The organism is Neobacillus ginsengisoli, from assembly GCF_030813055.1.
In genome coordinates, this window is record NZ_JAUSTW010000008.1 from 133,030 (window position 1) to 152,567 (window position 19,538).

General features: G+C 42.1%; 16 protein-coding genes and 2 riboswitches. Of the genes, 1 reads left to right on the top strand and 15 read right to left on the bottom strand.

Features of this window, described 5'->3' with window-relative positions; genetic code table 11:
* Nucleotides 1-7: 7 nt before the first annotated feature.
* The 15 genes from cobT to J2S10_RS21580 all read right to left on the bottom strand — a co-directional run bounded on the left by cobT (nt 8) and on the right by J2S10_RS21580 (nt 15,277).
* A complete protein-coding gene (gene cobT, locus J2S10_RS21510; protein WP_307412198.1) occupies nt 8-1,048 on the bottom strand; it encodes a nicotinate-nucleotide--dimethylbenzimidazole phosphoribosyltransferase in 1,041 nt (346 codons plus the stop codon).
* Nucleotides 1,045-2,562 (bottom strand): cobyric acid synthase, encoded by a 1,518-nt coding sequence (locus J2S10_RS21515; RefSeq protein WP_307412202.1) that lies wholly within the window; start codon nt 2,560-2,562, stop codon nt 1,045-1,047. The genes cobT and J2S10_RS21515 overlap by 4 nt, the downstream gene beginning before the upstream one ends.
* Nucleotides 2,555-3,925 carry a cobyrinate a,c-diamide synthase gene (locus tag J2S10_RS21520; RefSeq protein WP_307412205.1) on the bottom strand — a complete coding sequence of 457 codons (1,371 nt, stop codon included), beginning with the start codon at nt 3,923-3,925 and terminating at the stop codon, nt 2,555-2,557. Before J2S10_RS21520 ends, J2S10_RS21515 begins: the two co-directional genes overlap by 8 nt.
* A gap of 23 nt (nt 3,926-3,948) precedes the next feature.
* Entirely contained in the window at nt 3,949-5,070 is a 1,122-nt protein-coding gene (locus tag J2S10_RS21525) for a cobalt-precorrin 5A hydrolase (protein ID WP_307412454.1), read from the bottom strand.
* Entirely contained in the window at nt 5,070-5,843 is a 774-nt protein-coding gene (gene cobM, locus J2S10_RS21530; RefSeq protein ID WP_307412208.1) for a precorrin-4 C(11)-methyltransferase, read from the bottom strand. The genes J2S10_RS21525 and cobM overlap by 1 nt, the downstream gene beginning before the upstream one ends.
* Complete coding sequence (gene cobI / locus J2S10_RS21535) at nt 5,840-6,541, bottom strand: precorrin-2 C(20)-methyltransferase (protein ID WP_307412214.1); 702 nt, start codon at nt 6,539-6,541, stop codon at nt 5,840-5,842. The genes cobM and cobI overlap by 4 nt, the downstream gene beginning before the upstream one ends.
* 2 nt (nt 6,542-6,543) lie before the next feature.
* Nucleotides 6,544-7,749 carry a precorrin-6y C5,15-methyltransferase (decarboxylating) subunit CbiE gene (cbiE, locus tag J2S10_RS21540; protein ID WP_307412216.1) on the bottom strand — a complete coding sequence of 402 codons (1,206 nt, stop codon included), beginning with the start codon at nt 7,747-7,749 and terminating at the stop codon, nt 6,544-6,546.
* Nucleotides 7,736-8,839, bottom strand: a complete 1,104-nt coding sequence (locus tag J2S10_RS21545) for a cobalt-precorrin-5B (C(1))-methyltransferase (protein WP_307412218.1) — start codon at nt 8,837-8,839, stop codon at nt 7,736-7,738. The genes cbiE and J2S10_RS21545 overlap by 14 nt, the downstream gene beginning before the upstream one ends.
* Before the next feature lie 3 nt (nt 8,840-8,842).
* Nucleotides 8,843-9,490 carry a precorrin-8X methylmutase gene (locus J2S10_RS21550; protein ID WP_307412221.1) on the bottom strand — a complete coding sequence of 216 codons (648 nt, stop codon included), beginning with the start codon at nt 9,488-9,490 and terminating at the stop codon, nt 8,843-8,845.
* 16 nt (nt 9,491-9,506) lie between these two features.
* Entirely contained in the window at nt 9,507-10,307 is an 801-nt protein-coding gene (gene cobK, locus J2S10_RS21555) for a precorrin-6A reductase (protein ID WP_307412224.1), read from the bottom strand.
* A complete protein-coding gene (locus J2S10_RS21560; RefSeq protein WP_307412228.1) occupies nt 10,304-11,236 on the bottom strand; it encodes a sirohydrochlorin chelatase in 933 nt (310 codons plus the stop codon). Before J2S10_RS21560 ends, cobK begins: the two co-directional genes overlap by 4 nt.
* A 60-nt stretch (nt 11,237-11,296) precedes the next feature.
* Complete coding sequence (gene cobJ, locus J2S10_RS21565; protein ID WP_307412230.1) at nt 11,297-12,919, bottom strand: precorrin-3B C(17)-methyltransferase; 1,623 nt, start codon at nt 12,917-12,919, stop codon at nt 11,297-11,299.
* A gap of 1 nt (nt 12,920) precedes the next feature.
* Complete coding sequence (locus J2S10_RS21570) at nt 12,921-13,244, bottom strand: hypothetical protein (protein WP_307412234.1); 324 nt, start codon at nt 13,242-13,244, stop codon at nt 12,921-12,923.
* A 1-nt stretch (nt 13,245) separates the two neighbouring features.
* On the bottom strand, nt 13,246-13,629 hold the full coding sequence (locus tag J2S10_RS21575) for a (2Fe-2S) ferredoxin domain-containing protein (RefSeq protein WP_307412236.1): 384 nt from the start codon (nt 13,627-13,629) through the stop codon (nt 13,246-13,248).
* A gap of 134 nt (nt 13,630-13,763) precedes the next feature.
* A riboswitch (cobalamin riboswitch) is annotated at nt 13,764-13,952 on the bottom strand.
* 235 nt (nt 13,953-14,187) lie between these two features.
* Nucleotides 14,188-14,384: riboswitch (cobalamin riboswitch) on the bottom strand.
* A 263-nt stretch (nt 14,385-14,647) separates the two neighbouring features.
* Nucleotides 14,648-15,277, bottom strand: coding sequence for a hypothetical protein (locus tag J2S10_RS21580; RefSeq protein WP_307412239.1), 630 nt, complete (start codon nt 15,275-15,277; stop codon nt 14,648-14,650).
* A gap of 639 nt (nt 15,278-15,916) precedes the next feature.
* Between J2S10_RS21580 and J2S10_RS21585 the strand changes: the two genes are divergently transcribed.
* Nucleotides 15,917-19,249: a glycosyltransferase gene (locus J2S10_RS21585; protein ID WP_307412456.1), complete on the top strand. Its 3,333-nt coding sequence runs from the start codon at nt 15,917-15,919 to the stop codon at nt 19,247-19,249.
* The last annotated feature ends 289 nt before the right edge of the window (nt 19,250-19,538 follow it).

Sequence of the window (19,538 nt, forward strand, 5' to 3'; positions counted from 1 at the left end):
TTTACCGTTACTCTTTTGAAACGCCTGCAGACGTAAAAGTTGCCATTTCCTTAAGCATTAAAGTGGCTGATTGTAAAATTGGAAAGGCAACGGCCGCTCCGCTTCCTTCCCCTAAACGTAAATCTAAATCAAGGATTGGCTTCTTTCCTAATAGCTGAAGGGCGATCTCGTGGCCCGGTTCAACAGAACGATGGCAGGCGATCATATAGTCACTTGTCGAATTGCAAATTTCCTTTGCCAGTAGAGCAGATATTGTACAAATAAAGCCGTCTACAAGAATTGGAACCCGATTCGCAGCTGCCGCTAACATCGCACCTGTCATTCCTGCAATTTCCAATCCGCCGACTTTCATTAAAATGTCAATGGGATCATTTCGATCAGGCTTTCTCTCTTCTATTGCACGTTTGATAACCTCTTGCTTATGAATAATTTTTTCAGAAGCGATTCCTGTTCCCCGGCCGACAAGAGCACTGACATCTTGGCCGCTTAAAACAGCTAGTATGGCACTGCTGGGAGTGGTATTGCCAATTCCCATTTCGCCAAGAATAAGGCATTTGCTTCCATTAAGGATCATCTTTTCTGCCCGCTCATATCCAACCGCGATCGCTTTTTCGACTTCTTCTTTTGACAATGCATCTTGTTTACAAAAATTGGCCGTGCCATACCGAATTTTTCGTTTTACCACGCCCGCTGCTTCAATATCAGCTGCAACGCCGATATCGACCACCTCAAACGCTGCACCAATTTGCCTGCTGAAGACATTGATGGCAGCACCCCTGTTTAAAAAATTCATCACCATTTGGACCGTTACTTCTTGAGGAAAAGCCGAAACACCCTCTTCAACCACCCCATGATCAGCAGCAAACACAATAACCCCCGGCGGAGTCACAACAGGAAATGTTTCAGAAGTCATTTCTGCCAACTGAATGGCTAATTCCTCCAATCTCCCTAAACTCCCGGGCGGTTTCGTTAATGTATCGATATACTCTTTTACTTTTTGACCCATTTCTCTATCTAACGGCTGAATCTCAGCTACTGAATAACTCATTGTGTCATCCTCCTTTTTTGAAATTCTTTCATTTTATCTTCAATCAAATCGAGTTTCACATGTCCTCTTACATGGACTGCTAAACGATCAAACGCTTCTTCACGCAATTGGTTAAACGAAACACGATGGTCGATCGGAGCCAGTCCTTTTGCTTGCCGAATCTGATTAAGCATTTCCTCACGAAATGCATCATTATGAAAAATCCCATGAAAATAGGTTCCTATTACTTTCGCATCATCTGTTTTGCATCCTTCTGATCTGCCCATTGTTTCAATAAGCCCCTGACACGCTCCCGTTGTTTCCGTTTTTCCCATATGAATCTCATAACCTGTTACACTAAAGCTCTTTCCATATAAATCTAGAACTCCGTTTGATAATACTGTCGTCTTTTCTTTTGTGATGGCTGTCCGGATTGGCAGCAGGCGAAGTCCTTCGATTTCTTTATGCAGGGACTCAATTGCAAACGGATCTTGGATTTCTTCACCGAGCATTTGATACCCGCCGCATATCCCGAATATTACTGACTTTTTCTTTCTTTGTAATTCCATTATTATTTGCCCGATACCGCTTTCTCTTAAAAATAGGAAATCTTCGATTGTATTCTTGCTGCCAGGCAGAATAACTAAATCGGGTTCCTGTACTTGTTCAGCTCTCGTAATAAAACGGACATGACAATCTGGCTCGGCAAAAAATGGATCGACATCGGTGAAATTTGAGATTTTCGGATACTGGATAACGGCAATATCCAGTTCTTTTTCGGTATTTGGAATGGATGTATATTGATGTAAAATAACAGAATCCTCAGCATCTATATTTAAATTCTCCAAATAGGGGATCACACCGAGAACCGGTTTTCCTGTATATTCTTCAAACCAGGTCAATCCGGATTCCAGCAAATGAACATCTCCACGGAATTTGTTTATGATGACACCGATCACCCGGTCTCTGTCCTCCGGTTCCATTAATTGAAGGGTACCTACTAAACTAGCAAAAACCCCTCCTTTTTCAATATCCCCAATCAAAATAACGGGTGCATCGGCCATTCTGGCGACACGCATATTTACTAATTCGCGATCATTCAGATTAATCTCGGCAGGACTGCCCGCCCCTTCTATCACCATCCGTTCGAAGTTTTCCGAGAGAACAGTAAGGGAGTCTTGGATTAGCTCTATCCCAGTTTGAAAAAATTCCTTTCGATAAACACCGGCTTCCATGTTTTTATACGGTTTTCCATGTACAACAATTTGAGCTTCATTACCACGATTGGGCTTAATTAAAATCGGATTCATATCGGTGGTTGCCTGAATGCCCGCTGCCTCCGCCTGCACTCCTTGGGCTCTTCCTATTTCTTTCCCGTCAACCGTGATGTAAGAATTCAATGCCATATTCTGCGATTTGAATGGAACCGTTTTATGTCCGTCCTGTGCAAAAATACGGCAAAATGCCGTTACAAGGACACTTTTACCGACATCAGAATTGGTACCTTGAAACATAATTGGGAGTGCTTTAACCATTTGCTTGATACTCCTTACATTTGTTAATCCAATTTTCAACCATTCCAGGGCACGAACCAAAGTGAAAATGAGTATAGCCTGCTATTAAATTTCCTTTCATATAGCCTTCTTGTTTGAACCCGCGCATTCCTTTTGTTTGATAGGCGTGCTGAATTTCCGTTTTAGGATGAAAGGTAGAATAATGGAATTCGTGACCTCTTGCTTTCAGATCCCCATTTAATAAGAAATTTCCTGCTTCTGCTGTTATTTCGCGATAACCTAAAGCAGCCAGCTGAGCTTGCATTTTAACCTTACCGGGAATGATACCGACCATTTTATAGTTCTTTTCATCTGTGGTTTCAAGAAATTCGGTTAAAAACATAAAACCGCCGCATTCTGCCAATGTTGGCAGGCCTTTTTCAATCGCTCCCCGAATCGAGCGTTTTACCTCGGTTTGCTCTGCAAGCTCTTCTGCAAATTCTTCCGGAAATCCCCCGCCGATATATAAACCATCCACATCGCCCGGTAATGTTTCACCCTTTAAGGGGGAAAACTCTATGAGCTCAGCGCCGGATGCTTCTAACATTTCTAGATTTTCCTGATAATAAAAGTTAAAGGCAGCATCTCTTGCAACCGCAATTCGCACCGCTTCCTTTTCGCTTCTCTTAAACTGGGATTCTTTTATCTCCAGGGGTGTAGCTTTAGCCAGCTTATATAAGGTTTCCACATCTACTGTTTCAAGTACTAAATCGCCGAGAGAATCAAAAAATGGATTAAGTTCTCCCCGTTCTACGGATGGAATCAACCCTAAGTGCCGTTCCGGGATGGCAATATCAGAATCCTTTTTCAAATACCCAAGAACCGGAATGCCGCACTCTTGTTCAATAGCTGTTTTGACGATTTTAAAATGCCCTTCACTGCCCACCCGGTTTGCAATCACACCGACAATATCGGTCTCTTTTAGAAAAGCTTGAAATCCCATTACAATTGCTGCTGCGCTTCGGGCCATACTAGCACAATTCACGACAAGAACCACTGGACTTTTCGTGATGATACTGATTTCTGCTGTCGAGCCATTGTTATTCGTTGGGTTTTTTCCGTCAAAGAATCCCATTACCCCTTCAATGATGGAAATATCGGAGCCTTCACTGCCACGGTTTACAATCTCTTTGACCATCTCGTGATTCAGCATCCAGCTATCAATATTTCTGGAAACCCTGCCGGTAACCGCTGTATGGTAGGTCGGGTCAATATAATCCGGACCGCATTTAAATCCCTGAACGGTATATCCCTTTTTCTTTAAGGCAGCCATTAGCCCGATCGTCAAGGTTGTTTTTCCAACGCCGCTTCCGGTTCCTGCAATTACAAGTCTGCGAACTGACATGCTAGTTCCCCCTCTCTACTTCTTCAATTTGGAATAATCGCGACTGAAATCGTCACATTTCCTGATTTTTTTTTGACTAGCTCCAATTTTTCCGCTCCGCTGTACAACTGCGCGGCAGGCTCACTGACGCCGTATGCGCCTGTATAGGTAAAAACCGTCTCCGAGGGCTCTTGGATTTTTATTGAATTCAGTTCATCCGGTGTAAAATAGATAAACTCCCAAGCATTTTTATTCGCAACTTCAATCAATCCGGCTTCATCCTTTTTTAACTCAATTGTGCATAGAGCCTTGACACTTTTGCGGGAAAAGTGTAACTCCTCAAGCGTTTCGTTTATAACCGCTTCAATTTCCTCTGAAGATGTCCCGCGGTTGCAGCCCATTCCAAGTACAATCACCTTCGGCCGGTATAAGACTCCATTTTGTAAAATCAAATTTTCTTGTTCCGTTAAATTCCGATGAGTGATCACTAGAGCAGCGGCGGGATTCTCTGAAAGTGCGTCTGCAACCGATTGGTATACTTTAATATTTTCGGGAAGCGGACGGCCATACTGCCACCATTGCTTTTCCCCTGACTCCTGTACGACTGCAATCTTTTCTTCATTCACAACAGCTGCGCTTACAGGTGTCAGCTTTTCTGCGGAGTCCCATACCCAGCCAAACCGTTTGCCAAACAAATCAACAGGAATGGTTTCCTGCACATCCGATGCAGTTGTAATAATTGGACGTGCCTTTAGGGTGGCAGCTACTTCTTTCGTTAATTCATTGGCACCGCCGATATGCCCTGACAGTACGCTGATCACATGTTCACCTTTATCATCGATGACAACAACGGCGGGATCGGTTTTTTTATCCTTTAACAATGGCGCAATCATTCGAACAACAGCTCCAAGGGAAATAATAATGATAAGCCCCTTGTATGCTTCGAATAGCGATGGCAGAAGCAGGCGGACACTGCCGGTGAACAGTTGAATGTCTTTCGCCTCTTCATCACCTTTTTCAAATTTACTCATATAGTATACATCAGCATGTTGAAGAGAATGGCCCAGCTTGCGTGCGAGTTCAACTCCGTGCTTTGTAATGGCAACGACAGCGTAGTCACCCTGCTTCCGGATAACCGCTTTTTGTCCTTCCTGAAGCTCGATCATCAAGTATCCACCCCCCGGCGGAAACCGTGTGTAAAGGTTTTATCGTACAGCTTCGAGCGGTAATTTTGATCGTGGATGTTTTCATCGAGTGCCCATCCCGCTAAAATCATCGCTTGTTTCCGAATACCGTTTACGCGCATATCTTCATCCAAACGTTCTAGTGTTGACCGGACAATTTTTTGATCCGGCCACGATGCTTTATAGACGACAGCAACCGGAGTATCTTTGCTCCAGCCTGCCTCGGTCAATTCCTTGACAAGCTTTTTCGTTAACGTCGCACTTAGGAACAGAGCAATCGTACAATGATGTTTCGCTAAATCAGATAATTTTTCAAATTCCGGTACCGGTGTTCTCCCCTCTGCTCTAGTTAAAATAACCGTTTGGGTTAAATCGGGAATCGTCAGCTCGGCTTGAGCCGCCGCAGCTGCTGCAAACACGGAGCTAACTCCCGGCACAATCTCCACGTCAATTTCTTTTTGTTTCAAAAGAACGATTTGCTCCATGATTGCACCATAGACAGCGGGATCTCCAGTGTGGACGCGAACGACCTTTTTTCCCTGCCGGATTCGGTCAACCATAATGTCAACCATCTCCTCTAAATGCATGCCTGCTGTCTTCATTACTTCCGCTGACGGTTTTGCCTTTGCAATTAATTCTTCATTTACAAGCGAATCGGCATAAAGAACAACGTCTGCTTCTTGAAGATGTTTAAGGCCTTTTACCGTGATTAAATCCGGATCTCCGGGACCCGCTCCGATAATATATAGCTTCATTTTCGCACCACCATTAACGTTAAGTATTCAAGCTCAGCTCCTTCAAGCTCGTCTGCCCTCCAAATAATCTCCTCATCCGATGTAACCTTTGTGACGACGGAGGCCTTATGAAGCAAATCCAATTCTCGTAAAACGTCCAGCATTAAATCAATCACTTTAGCTACTTTGATAAAAATGACACAATCATTGTCTACGATTACTTTTTTCATTGTTTCATAGTCATCCCGCGCCGGAATAATCGCCACATGCTCATCACCGTCTGCCAGTGGAATCCCAAGCCTTGAAGCAGCTCCATTGATAGAAGAAATTCCCGGGACCACTTCAATTGGGACCTCCGGATGATTCTCTTGCATCAGGCGCATCATATGAATAAAGGTACTGTAAAGAAGCGGATCTCCTTCTGTTACAAAAGCAACATCCTTTCCTTCTTGCAGCTTCTCCCACACACTTTCTACCGTTTCGTTCCATTTTCTTTCCAATGTAGCCGGATCTTTTGTCATCGGAAAGACAAGACCAAGCATTTCCTTTTCATTCGCTTGAAAATAAACATCAATAATTCGATGGGCGTAGCTTTTGCTGCCTTTTTGTTTCTTTGGATAGGCAATTACCGGTGACTCCTTTAATTTTCGAAATGCCTTCACCGTTATTAGCTCGGGGTCCCCAGGGCCAACTCCTAAGCCGTATAATGTACCAAACATACTTACTCCCCTTCCTGACGCCATGCTTCAATTATGTAAATAGGATTTAATGCATCAAATCTTGTAAGATTCAAGATTGGTTTACTTCTTGAAATTTGGGCAAGCGTAATCTTCGTATGAAATCCCCGTTCCTTAAAGGCCGACATCGCTTCTGACAGATTTTCAATTGTGACGGCATTCAATACGATGCGGCCTCCAGCATTCAAGCGGTTGCAGCAACTATCCAAAATTTCCTCCATCCCGCCGGCCGTTCCGCCAATAAATACCGCATCCGGATCCGGGAATGTATCTAATCCTTCCGGTGCTTTGCCGTGAACGAGCGTCGCATCTACACGAAACTTGACTAAATTTTGTTTGCAGTTTTCCAAATCTCCCTCGTTCTTCTCAATCGCGAAGACCTGCCCTTCCCGGGCCAATTTAGCGGCTTCAATCGCTACTGAACCTGTACAGGTACCGATATCCCAAACGACACTATCTTCCTTTAAACGCATTGCACTGATGCTTAATGTTCGAATTTCTTTTTTCGTGATTAAGCCTTTCTCCGGCTTTCGCTGAATAAACTCTTCATCCTCAATTCCGATGGACCATGACGGATTTTTTTCTATTTTCTTTAAAATCACGACATTAAGCGGTGAAAACTCAGCATCCTTCATTTCATCGAGGCGAAACCAGCGGCATCTTTCATTTTCATTGCCCAGGTTCTCACCAACAAACGCCTGATATTCGGTCATACCAAAGCTGAGCAAATACTGGGCAATTTTGTTCGGCGAATTTTCCATATCTGTTAAAATCGCGACTTTCTCTTTCCCATCAATACGCTGCGCCAGCCCTTTCATACTTCTTCCATGTACGCTTGTAAAGTAAGCATCCTGCCATCTTTCTCCCACTTTGGCAAATGCCAGCTGGACAGAGCTTAAATAAGGATAAATAGCCAAACGGATTTTAGAAGATAAATAGCCGCCAATTCCAAAAAACAACGGGTCTCCGGATGCCAAAATCACAACGTTTTTCGTTTCCGTCCGCAAGCGGTCAACGAGCGAAGAAAGACCGCCCTCAATGACGATTTTTTCTCCCTGGTATTCAGGAAAAAAGGAAAGGTGACGCTTTCCTCCTATTAATATCTCACTTTCATCGATCCACTTTTCATACATGGGAAGCAGGCTTAATTTCCCTTCATCCCCGATGCCAATCATTTTAATCGATGCCATTATCCCGCACCGCCTTTCCTAAAAATTCCCCCTTCATCGTATATAAAGAGGTGTCTACAGCGATACCGCCATCCACTTCCTTTAACGCAGCGAGGCAGCAATAATCGCTTAGCTGTTCAAAAAATGAGAGAAATCCTTGCGCTGACATCATGTCCCCCACCTGTGAAGCGGTATTCGCCTGTTTTATTTCCTCAATAAGGGTAGCCTCAGCACCAGCATCCCTTGCTACACTAGCTAAAAAATGAAAATCAACAGGGGCGCTTTTCGAATGAACCATCATAATCCCCATGGCAACTTTTGAAAATTTCCCCATCATTCCAACCATTGAAACTCTTTTTACCCCTTGCTTCTTGCACTGTTTAAGCGTAAAACCGACAAAGTCGCCCATCTCCACAAACGCATCCTCAGAGAGCTCCGGAAATTGCTTCATCGCGCATTTTTCACTTCGTCCGCCAGTGGTAATGACAAGATGCTCGCACCCGCTTGCCCGTGCCACACTGATGGCCTGAATAATACTGGCCTTATAGGCAGCTGTGGAAAACGGAACGACGATCCCGCGGGTACCCAGGATCGAAATTCCCCCAATAATCCCCAAACGTCCATTAAGCGTTTTTTTCGCAATTTCCTCCCCATCGGGTACCGAAATCACGATCTTTATTCCTTTTTCGATCCGATATTCTTTTAAGACCCCTTCTGCAGTCTCGCGGATCATCCTGCGAGGTACGGGGTTGATTGCCGCTTCCCCGACAGGAACCGGCAATCCTTCCTTGGTTACGCGGCCAACCCCGACACCCCCGTCAAGGATAATCCCTGGTTCATCCGACCAGGAAACCGTTGAAACGATCAATGCCCTGTGGGTCGCATCCGGATCGTCTCCTGCGTCTTTAATGGTACTTGCTATCGCCATCTCTTCCGTAATCTCGCAGCTTTCGATATGAAAGGTAGCAAACCTTTTTACTGGTAAATAAATAGTAGACTCTGTTTGCGATTCACCTGTAATTAACGCCGTCAGCGCGGCCTTTGTCGTTGCCGTAGCGCAGGCTCCTGTCGTATATCCTTCACGCAGCTTTCCTTTTGGTACTTCCTGCATGTCTTACACCCTGTCTGCAAGAATGGAAATGGCATTTAATGCCGCAACGGTAACGGTACTGCCGCCTTTTCTGCCAATATTTGTGATGAAAGGAATGTCGAGCTTGGCTAATTCTTCTTTTGATTCAGCCGCTGAAACAAAACCAACCGGCAGGCCGATGACAAGGCCCGGTTTGGCTTCACCCTCTTTAATCAGACGGATTAGTTCGAGTAACGCAGTCGGGGCATTCCCAATAGCAAAAATACCGCCGTCCGCTTCTTTTATAGCTTTTCTCATCGAGATGATGGCCCTAGTTGTATTTAATCGTTTTGCCTCCAGCATCACATCCGGATCGGAAATATAAACGTTGATCTCTCCCCCGTACTTTTCAATTCGTGCTTTATTTGCGCCTACCTGAACCATTTGTACATCTGCTACTACTTTTTTTCCGCTGCGAATGGCACGAATTCCTGCCTGGACTGCATCAGGATGAAAGAGTACGCTTTTTCCCAATTCAAAGTCAGCTGACGCATGAATGATACGCTGGACGATGGGATATTGCTCATCCGTATAGGAATGCTCACCAATTTCTTCATTAATCATTTCAAAGCTTTTTCCTTCAATTTGTTCGGGCTGAACCGTTAACGGTTTAAATTCGGTCCGAAAGTCCATTATCCTCACTCCTTCATTAAAATTTATTTTCTACTTCCAGATAGTCAAATATGGAACGGGACTTTTTCTGTAATTCATTGACCACATCAAAAAAATCCGAATATACCGTTCCATAATTTATTTTTGGACGTCCAATCATTATGATCTCGATCCCAAGCTCCTTTGCTGCTTCAACCTTTTCATCAACAGAACCGACCTTACCGCTCTCCTTTGTAATCATTAACGTCACGCCATATTGCTTATAAAGAGCTTGGTCGAACTCCTTTGTAAACGGGCCTTGAATCGCGACAATATTTTTTTGCGGAAAACCAAGCTGTTCGCATTTTTCCATATTATCCGTGCGAGGCAGCATACGAGCGATCAGCCGGATTTCCGGGTTCCCTAGTAATTTCTTTGTAAAAACCTGCAGTGTTTTGCTGCCTGTTGTCAGCATCACAACCCCTTTTTTTGTTGCCGCCATCTCCGCTGCTTCCTCGTAGCTTTCTACCAGCTTTATCTTTTCATATTGAAAGGATTGGGACTCGCGCTCGTAACGGATATAGGGTACATTCGCTGTTTTTGCCGCACCTATGGCATTTTTAGATGCTTCTTCTGCAAAAGGATGACTCGCATCCACAATCGCTTGAATTCCTTTTGTTTTGATCAAACTCACCATTTCTTCATTCGTTAATCTGCCTACTTGTACATTAATTTCTGCCTGTTTCAGTTCATCCGCGGCATTTTCCGTTACAACGGTAGCCAATAGATTGTAGCCGGCTTTCTTGATTTCTAAAGCAAGTGCCCGGGCATCGCTTGTTCCGGCTAATACTAAAATCATCTTCTATCCCCTGCCTTTTCTCCTTCGTGTTCATGGTGGTGGCTATGTACATGATGGTGGTGATCATGTCCGTCATGGTCATGGTGATGGTCATGATCATGATCATGGTGATGATGGTGATGAACATGCTCCATAGCATCCAAGCGATAAAGGCAGGTATCACAGTTCATCTTTACTTCATCACGTAATGCTTCTTCCACACGTTCTTTTAAAATGGTTTGCAGCTTGGGATGATAGCCAAAATAGCCTGCCAATTTAAATTCGACGGTAGCGTATTGATGTTGAAATGGAACCATCATCTCTTCTAACCGTTTAATCAAAATTCCAGTAAACAAAAAGTAGGGCAAGATAATGACTTTCTTTGCTCCGAGCTTAATACACCGCTCGATACCTTCATTCACAAGGGGATTGGTTACCCCCATAAAAGCCGGTTCAACTATTTTGAAGTTTGTTTTTTCCCAAAGTAATCTTGCAATCTTATATAAATCACTATTAGCATCGGGGTCACTTCCGCCACGCCCTAACAGGAGGACAGCTGTATCGGGATCTGGATCATCCTGGTTCTCCCCGATTTCTTCTAATCTCGTTTTTAGGATTTCAAACGTTTCCTCATGTACACCAATCGGCCTGCCATACGTAAACTCCACAAGCGGATATTTTTTCTTTGCCTCATCGATGGCAGCTGGAATATGGATTTTTGAATGTCCTGCTTGCAGAAGCATAATGGGAATCACAACAATATGGTCTGCCCCTTTCTCGACACATACATCAATTCCTTGATTTACAGTTGGTCTTTCAAATTCTAAAAAACTCGTCTCAACTAGTACGGTTTCGTCCCACGTCCTTCTCATCGTTTCTATGAACTGACGTACTTGATCATTTCCTTCACGATCTTTACTTCCATGACCTACAAATAGAATTGCTTTCAAAATGATTCCTCCCCTTGTTTAACTATCAAACTTTCAAATTGACCACTATGATTCTTTCATTTACTCCCCGCATGCAGCAGCTTCAATTTTTATTTTTGGTGTCATATCTTGATACTCAAATCCTTGAATTTGTTTTACACGTTTAAAGAATTTATAGAAACGCTCGTTCGGATAGGCTTTCTGTTTATATTCTTGGACAATCCCCTCGACAACCCCAACGATTTCATCAGACGCTATTCCTTCCGCTACGATTTGACCAGGATGGGCACTCCTTCCAGCAGTTTTTGCCCCTAAAAATAAATCGAACGCTCCTTTGCGGTACACAATTCCAATATCTTCTTTTACCGCTCCATAGCATGCCATGCCACAGCCGTTAACACCCAGCTTTAATTCCTTAGGAAGTTCCAATCCTCCGAGCCTTTCTTGAAGCTCTTCCGCATAGGGAATAGCCTCCTTCTTTTCTCCGTCGCAAAAATCACAGGCTTTTACAGTTAAAACGTCGCCAATCGGAGAAATCAAAAATTTAGCATTTGTTAATTTTTCCACTATGTCATCAGGCTCAGAAGTTAAAATTTGCAGCTTAATGTAATGGTCTTGTGTATATTCCATTACACCTTCTTCTCCTACTAGTTCGGAAAGAGTCATCATTTGTTTGGATGTAAATTTTTTATTTGCAACACCAGGACTAACTGCAAGTTCAAAAATAGATTGAATGGGCTGCTTCGCTATTAAACTCTGAGAGAATTCTGCGCCATCACCAAGAATCATTTGCAGTGCTTCCTCTGCCAGTTCTCTGGAAGATTCCCTTACTACTGGTGCCACCGCTACATCCTTCAGTGGTTCCATATGGTTAAATTGCTCAAGCGCCCAGGGTTCAGCTTCCTTTTGTAAGCGTTGATGCGGTTTTAAGGGCTGTACCGTTTGATTTAATGTATACTTCCGTTGGTACCCACGCGGTGTAATCATTAAGTCTTCGTAGAAAAAGGTAGACGAATTTCCAATAATAACGGTTGTTAACATGCCAATTTCATGATTAAGCATCTCTTTTAAATTAGTCATTACGACACTTTGACGGTCACGGAAAGCACTTTTGACTAAACCTACTGGCGTTTCCGGAGACCGGTATTTTAATAGAATTCTTTGCGCTTCCACAATTTGTCTTGTTCTTCTCCCGCTTTTTGGATTGTACAGTGCAATCACAAAATCAGCCTGTGCTGCTGCATCAATTCTTTTCTCAATTATTTTCCACGGTGTTAAATGGTCGCTTAAACTAATCGTACATGCATCATGCATGATGGGTGCTCCTAATAACGCCGCACAGGAGTTGATAGAGGAAATTCCTGGTATCACCTCAACTTCTACGCCTGTTTCTTTTTTCCACCCTTTCTCGAATAACACCTCATAAACGAGACCAGCCATCCCGTATACCCCGGCATCACCGCTGGAAATCACGGCAACCTTCCTGCCCTGTTCCGCCTGCCTTACTGCTTCCTGGGCACGGCTTACTTCTTCCGTCATTCCCGTGCTAATTATTTCTTGCCCTGTTAATAATCCTTGAACCAAATCGACATAGGTTTTATAGCCAACGATCATGTCACTTTCTTGAATGGCTGCCCTTGCCCGTTCTGTAATATGTTCATTGCTTCCTGGGCCAAAACCGATAACAAACAGTTTTCCCTGCATATCATACGCTCCCTTTCCAAAATTCAACTAACATTGAGACGCCAAGTCCTAAGCTATACATCCCTGTGATCGAACCGAGGACAAGGTAAAGCTGTCTTTTAAGTCTTGCTTTTAAAAATCCCCATGAAAGACAGAACGTGATACATACGGTTGAAATTAGCAATCCAATCACAAATAAAATTAATTGCATGGCCCCAAGAAACACTTGCTTTCTTTTTTGTTGTTCGCTTCCTACCATATCGGCAATGGCCGCCACATGGTCTCCATCCATACCATGTCTCATCCCGATCAATACAGCTAAAATAGCAAACGTGATCAGTCCCATTTTATACACTCCTTTTTATCGGTTTAGATACTCCTTCTATACAATCTGTTTCTTTTGGCGATCTAAAGCCTTCCTGTTCATATTGATAAATGATATGATCTTCTATGCTGCAACCTCCTGCCAAATGCTGATGGACAATTTTGCTGCCAACTTCCGGAGTAACCTCTTTGTACCATGTTCCTTCCGGATAGACGATGACAACGGGGGCATCCTTACATCTTCCATTACATCGCGTTCTTGTTGTATGTATGAATGTGTCATAATTTAAATGCTCAATCTCGTTGCGAATTGCCTGTGTTGCCTCTTCTCCTCCCTTTCTCATGCAGCTGCTCCCGTTACAAATTAAAACGTGATGCTTTGTACCTTTTAAATTCCAAGTAGTCATATCACACTCTCCCAAACTTTTTTTTGCAAAAAAAAGCACCCCTACATAAATAGGGGTGCAGAGCAAATACAGTCAAACATACAAAGGATGATTGCAATTATTCAGCACTTCCACCTATACCCCGTAGGTTTAATGAAGTATGCAGGTAAAAGGCAGGTCTCCTGGCTCAGGTTCATCGATACATTGCGTCTTCCCAAATCCATTCAGTGACATTTGCAATGTACCTCCCCAATACAGTGGCGGGTACCGTGACGGATTTTCACCGTTCTTCCCTTTTAAGCGCCATCTTTTATATATAGCGCACCTTTCCCTAACAATATTCAATTTTCATGACAAGCTTAATCCCTTAAACATGTTATGCCATTAAATTTCAATAAGAATCTTTCTACACTTTTTTTCCTGCAAGATGTTCTTAAGCTTTTAGATCAAACATTTTGATAGAAAAATAAAAAATCCGTTCAACTGGAGTTGAACGGATAAAACGTAAGCAAAAAAAGACAAAGAAATGTCATACTTTTTGTCGCCAACGTCTCATCTTCTCAACACCCGAAGAAATCGAAACTTTAAAAAGTTAAGACAGGTCTCCTGACTTGTGTATCCTCCTACTTTAGACCCTTCCCGTACTGAGCATATTTAAAAAATATATCGATACAGTGGTTTGTCTATTTCGTCCACACTTACAGTTGCGGGGACAGTTCTGGTCTTTCACCAGATTCCCTTTTAAGCCCATGGGCATCTTAACTATTTTGTAAACAATTATTAAATTTTCAATTAACTATTTATAACAAATTCTATACTAGCCTAACAATTATCGTTTTACAAGAATTTTTTATGGCAAATTGTTCAAATGCATATAACCGTTAAAATTTATAAAAAAATGTTACTGCTAATTTAGCGAAACAATATAAATTAGTTTATTATTTGAGAAATGAAGTCTAGCGTATGCTATTGAAAACCATCTTCGATGATGAAAAAGGATCACCTTCTTTACATTTGGCGATCCTTTTTCAAAGATTTACTATTTTCTTAAGTAGTTTTCTTTTTTAACCTGATGGCTCAAAACTTTTTCTTTTGCTACTTGAGAAACTTGTTTTCCATGGTTGGTTGTCGTTGTTGTTGAGTTCGTCGGTGCTGTTGAGTTCGTCGGTGCTGTTGAGTTTGTTGGTGCTGTTGAGTTCGTTGGTGCTGTTGAGTTCGTCGGTACAGTTGAGTTCGTCGGTACAGTTGTAGTAGCTGATTTCGTGCTTGTCGTTCCCGTTGTAGCGGTATTCGAATTCGTCGTAGTGTTAGTAGCAAGTGCTGTTGTATTGGTAGTCGTTATCGTAGCACTAATTGGCGTCGTATTCTTTTGAATCACGGCTATGACTTTATCACTCTTGTTTCCATTTTTTAAATCCGCTTGGAGAGCAGTAATATTATGAGAAACCGTGGGTTGCACGTCTTTTACATCCGATGTTGGTGCTTGATCTTTCACCGTTTTTTCTGCTTGGTTGATGTTATCCGCTGTTTTTTGGCCTCCGAAATTGGTTAACGAATTTGCTTGCGCTAATCGTTTAAAAGAATGATCGGCTAACAAGGCGTTGGTGACAGAAAACGTAACGGATCCCACTAACACCATGGCAAGGGCTCTTTTGGTTAGTTTGTTCATGTTTTTCCCCTCGTGTCTTTTTGTGCGCGGTCGCATTACAACAGTTCGTCCAACCCTAAATGGTTTATGGGGGTATTATTACTCCAGTGCCATATATAAAATAAAAGAACATTTTCCTCCTACCCCCAAAATCCTAAAATGACTACCTAATCTTTTGTAGGTAGTCATTTTTTGTCGAAAAAACTCTGTCCACTGGATACGGACATTTAGGATAGACTGTCCATAAACGGTGCCTGTCACCAAGGAGGAATCTTATTGAATCGAATTTTTAGGTGGATTGTTAGATCGTTGTTTGCACCTGTGGCTGGATATGGAGGAGCAGTTGCGAGTACAATTGGTTTTTTCCTGGGCTTTGTACCTTTATATAGTGTAAGGATTCCTTTATTGCTTGTTCTTTCAATTTTGTTTCGTTTTAATATTGTCGCCTTATTCCTTGGAACGTTGATTCCGATTTTTATTCCTTACATTCGTCATTTACCCTTCCTCAATTTAAAGGGATGGGAAGGATACTTGAATAACTGGTTATTTTCTTACCTGAAACATAAAATACCACTCTCCCAAAGCATTGCAACAGGGGTCCTGGGGGGGTTGATCGGTCTTGTCTGCTATTTTTTCTTCCATTGGTTTTACAATTTAGGACTGAAAAAAAGAGAACAAAATCAAGAACATGTTTTTCTTGATCCCGCCAAAAGACGCTGGTCGATTATTAAACGAATGAGTGTAGGCTTTACTGTGTTAATAGTTTTAGTATCGATTATTTTTATTGAAAGCCTTACTACTGACCCATTGTTTCCTGGCCTGAAATTGAATACAAGCGCAGCAACGAGCGGGATCGAGCCGATTAATCAAAGTTTCAATGAGGCACAGCTTGCTTCACAGCTTCAAAAAACGGATCCTTCCCCTCTTATTCAAAGAAATAATGGTCAATTGAACAAAAATCAAATGGCCAGCAAACAAGAAGTTTACGGTTTTTACGTCAATTGGGATGAAAACAGTAAAAGCTCATTTAAAAAAAATATCAATACAATCACAACCTTAATGCCGGAGTGGCTGCAACTTACACCTGACCTTACCTTTAAAACCAGCACTGACTCGTCTATTACTGCATTGGCAAAGGCACATCATATCAAGATTCTCCCATTAGTTAATAATTTTATTAATAATAAATGGGATGCAGAAACTCTGCACCGGTTATTTACTACTCCAGGCGCCGAAGATCTTTTTATTAAAAATTTGTTAGCTTATGTGAGAACAAATGATTTTGCCGGCATCAATATTGACTTCGAAGAAATCAATCAAGATGATAATGCTAATTTGACTCATTTTATTAATAAGGTATCAAAGCAATTTCATCAACATGGTCTCATGGTAACAATGGATGTCCCGCCGAAGAACAATCGTTATAACTATGCTTCTTTAGCAGCTGACGTTGATCGGATGATTGTCATGCTATATGATCAGCACAACTCCATGAGCAAACCTGGACCTGTTGCTCCATCTGATTGGGTAAAAGAGAGCTTAAACCAGCTCCATATTCCTTCCCAAAAATTGATTGTCAGTTTGGGAAGCTACGGTTACGACTGGGAAGAAAACTCCAATCAGCCAGCAGATACCATGACCTTCGGGGATCTCATGGATTTGGGAATTGGTACGAACCTTCAAATCCATTGGAATAAACAAGCAGGCAATCCTTATTTACGCTACAAAAAAAATGGAGAGAACCATATTGTTTGGTTTTTAGATGCTGCTACATTTTATAACCAAATGAAGCAAGCGTCTGAAAGCGGTTCAAAAGGAATAGCAGTTTGGCGTCTCGGTTCTGAAGATCCTTCAATCTGGAATTTTATTAATAAACCGAAGGAAATACAGCATCCATCCACTGCCATTAAAACCTTAATCAGTCCTGAACCTGTTCATTATACGGGTGCTGGAGAGATTTTAAACATTGTTTCTCAATCAGAAAATGGTAAAAGAACAATTCAAACCGATTCACATGGTATGATTCAAGAAGAAACCTATACTACCTTACCAAAGCCTTTTGAGGTAGTTCGTTATGGCAAACCGAAACGTAAGGAAGTGGTCCTTTCCTTTGATGACGGACCCGATCCAATCTATACACCACAAATATTGGACATTTTGAACAAGAATCATATAAAAGGGGCATTCTTTATCGTTGGAGAGAATGCTGAATTGCATCCAGAACTGATTGAAAGGATGTATAAGGAAGGCCATGAAATTGGCAGCCATACCTTTACCCATCCAGATGTTGCATCCACCACACCATTTCAAACGAAGATGGAGCTAAATGCAAATCAGCGCTTATTTGAGGAAATTACGGGTCATTCGATGAACCTTTTCCGCCCTCCTTATGTGGCCGATGCGGAGCCGAGTACAAGGAGCGAACTGCTTCCTGTTTTACGTGCACAGGATATGGGTTATACAATGGTTGGTGAATTAATTGACACGAACGATTGGCAAAGACCTTCTAGTAGTGTAATTGTAAAGCGCGTAATCGACCAGCTTCCAAAAGGAAATGTCATTTTGCTGCACGATGCCGGGGGTGACCGCTCCAACACTGTAAAGGCCTTGCCGATGATTATTGAAGAACTTAAAAAGCGCGGCTACACATTTACCACCATTGCTCATCTTATTGGAAAAAGTGATAGTCAGATTATGCCATCTGCTAATCAAGACAGCCCTTATTTGGTCTATGACAAGGCGGTATTTAAGGTCATACAAGGCTGGCGTTTAGGATTAAGCGTCCTGTTCTACTCAGCTATCCTTTTAGGAATCCTGCGCCTGGCTATTTTCGTTTTCCTTTCTAGAAAACAGGTTAAAAGATATAAAGAGACCCAGATTGATCCTAGCTTTACACCTTTTGTAAGTGTCGTTATTGCTGCCTATAACGAGGAAAAAGTAATTTGCAAAACGATTCATTCTATTTTATCCAGCGATTACCCTGCTTTTGAGGTGCTGATTATCGACGATGGATCAAAAGATGATACTGCTGATGTTGTTCAAAAAACTTATGCAAACCATTCCTTAGTAAGATTAATTAAAAAAAACAATGGGGGAAAATCTTCTGCTGTTAATGTTGGTTTTAAAGAAGCAAACGGGGAAATCGTCGTTGCTCTTGACGCTGATACACTCATTGCTGAAAATGCCATCTCACTGCTTGTTAACCATTTTAAAAATGAAAATGTTGCTGCTGTTTCAGGTAATGTTAAGGTCGGCAATAAAGGGAACTTGCTAACAAACTGGCAGCATATCGAATATGTGACAGGCTTTAACCTAGAGAGAAGGGCCTTTGCCGCACTCAATTGCATTACGGTTGTCCCAGGTGCGATCGGTGCATGGAGAAAAACGGCGGTAGAAGAAGCAGGATACTTTAAAGAGGATACATTGGCAGAGGATACCGATATCACTCTTACTCTTTTACGCCAAGGGAAAAAGATTGAATTTGAAGAAAAGGCTTATGCCTTTACAGAGGTGCCGGAAGATATTAAAAGTCTGGCAAAACAGCGCTACCGATGGGTTTATGGTACTTTACAATGCTTATGGAAACATCGGGAGGCTTTATTTAATAAAAAACATAACTCATTAGGATATATCGGCCTTCCAAACATGTGGCTTTTCCAATATATTTATCAAACAATATCGCCTATTGCGGATATATTGTTCGTAATGGCCCTCTTTGGCGCACACCCCGGAAAAGCGGCTATTGGATTTATATTGTTTTACTTACTGGATTTCGTTACTTCTCTTTATGCGTTTAGATTAGAGAATGAAAGTCCTAAACCACTTGGTTCCTTGTTTCTACAACGAATCCTGTACAAGCAGCTTATGACTTACGTCGTGATCAAATCCATCTTCTCGGCAATAATGGGAGTAACCGTTGGTTGGAATAAACTAAAACGAAAAGGTAATGTAACTCAGGAAACCTATATTGTGAAGGTAAAGGAAAATATGTAATGGAATATCCGCACAGGTCTTTCCCGTTTGGGAAAGGCCTTTTTTATGTTTAAATGTACCCGTACTGCTTCAAAAAAAAATAGACTGACAAACAGTCAGTCCTATTTTGACGCAAGGTGCTTCCTTACGTCTTATATATAGTATTCAAATGATAGAATAAGTGTTACCATTTCCATCGGAATTTGATCACCTACTATATTCCAATTCCAACTTAATGTAATCGTTCCAAAAAAGGCTGAGCAGAGAAGCTCAGATGTTGCATATTTACTAATTTAGAAGGTTTTCTAAT

Bases quoted from the DNA above. Each gene is read 5' to 3' on its own strand.
- J2S10_RS21515 (WP_307412202.1), bottom strand. From the start codon at position 2,562: ATGGTTAAAGCACTCCCAATTATGTTTCAAGGTACCAATTCTGATGTC.
- J2S10_RS21580 (WP_307412239.1), bottom strand. From the start codon at position 15,277: ATGAACAAACTAACCAAAAGAGCCCTTGCCATGGTGTTAGTGGGATCC.
- cobJ (WP_307412230.1), bottom strand. From the start codon at position 12,919: ATGCAGGGAAAACTGTTTGTTATCGGTTTTGGCCCAGGAAGCAATGAA.
- J2S10_RS21545 (WP_307412218.1), bottom strand. From the start codon at position 8,839: ATGCAGGAAGTACCAAAAGGAAAGCTGCGTGAAGGATATACGACAGGA.
- cobM (WP_307412208.1), bottom strand. From the start codon at position 5,843: ATGAAGCTATATATTATCGGAGCGGGTCCCGGAGATCCGGATTTAATC.
- cobK (WP_307412224.1), bottom strand. From the start codon at position 10,307: ATGATTTTAGTATTAGCCGGAACAAGCGATGCCCGGGCACTTGCTTTA.
- J2S10_RS21575 (WP_307412236.1), bottom strand. From the start codon at position 13,629: ATGACTACTTGGAATTTAAAAGGTACAAAGCATCACGTTTTAATTTGT.
- J2S10_RS21550 (WP_307412221.1), bottom strand. From the start codon at position 9,490: ATGGACTTTCGGACCGAATTTAAACCGTTAACGGTTCAGCCCGAACAA.
- J2S10_RS21525 (WP_307412454.1), bottom strand. From the start codon at position 5,070: ATGATCGAGCTTCAGGAAGGACAAAAAGCGGTTATCCGGAAGCAGGGT.
- cobI (WP_307412214.1), bottom strand. From the start codon at position 6,541: ATGTTTGGTACATTATACGGCTTAGGAGTTGGCCCTGGGGACCCCGAG.
- cbiE (WP_307412216.1), bottom strand. From the start codon at position 7,749: ATGGCATCGATTAAAATGATTGGCATCGGGGATGAAGGGAAATTAAGC.
- cobT (WP_307412198.1), bottom strand. From the start codon at position 1,048: ATGAGTTATTCAGTAGCTGAGATTCAGCCGTTAGATAGAGAAATGGGT.
- J2S10_RS21570 (WP_307412234.1), bottom strand. From the start codon at position 13,244: ATGGGACTGATCACGTTTGCTATTTTAGCTGTATTGATCGGGATGAGA.
- J2S10_RS21520 (WP_307412205.1), bottom strand. From the start codon at position 3,925: ATGTCAGTTCGCAGACTTGTAATTGCAGGAACCGGAAGCGGCGTTGGA.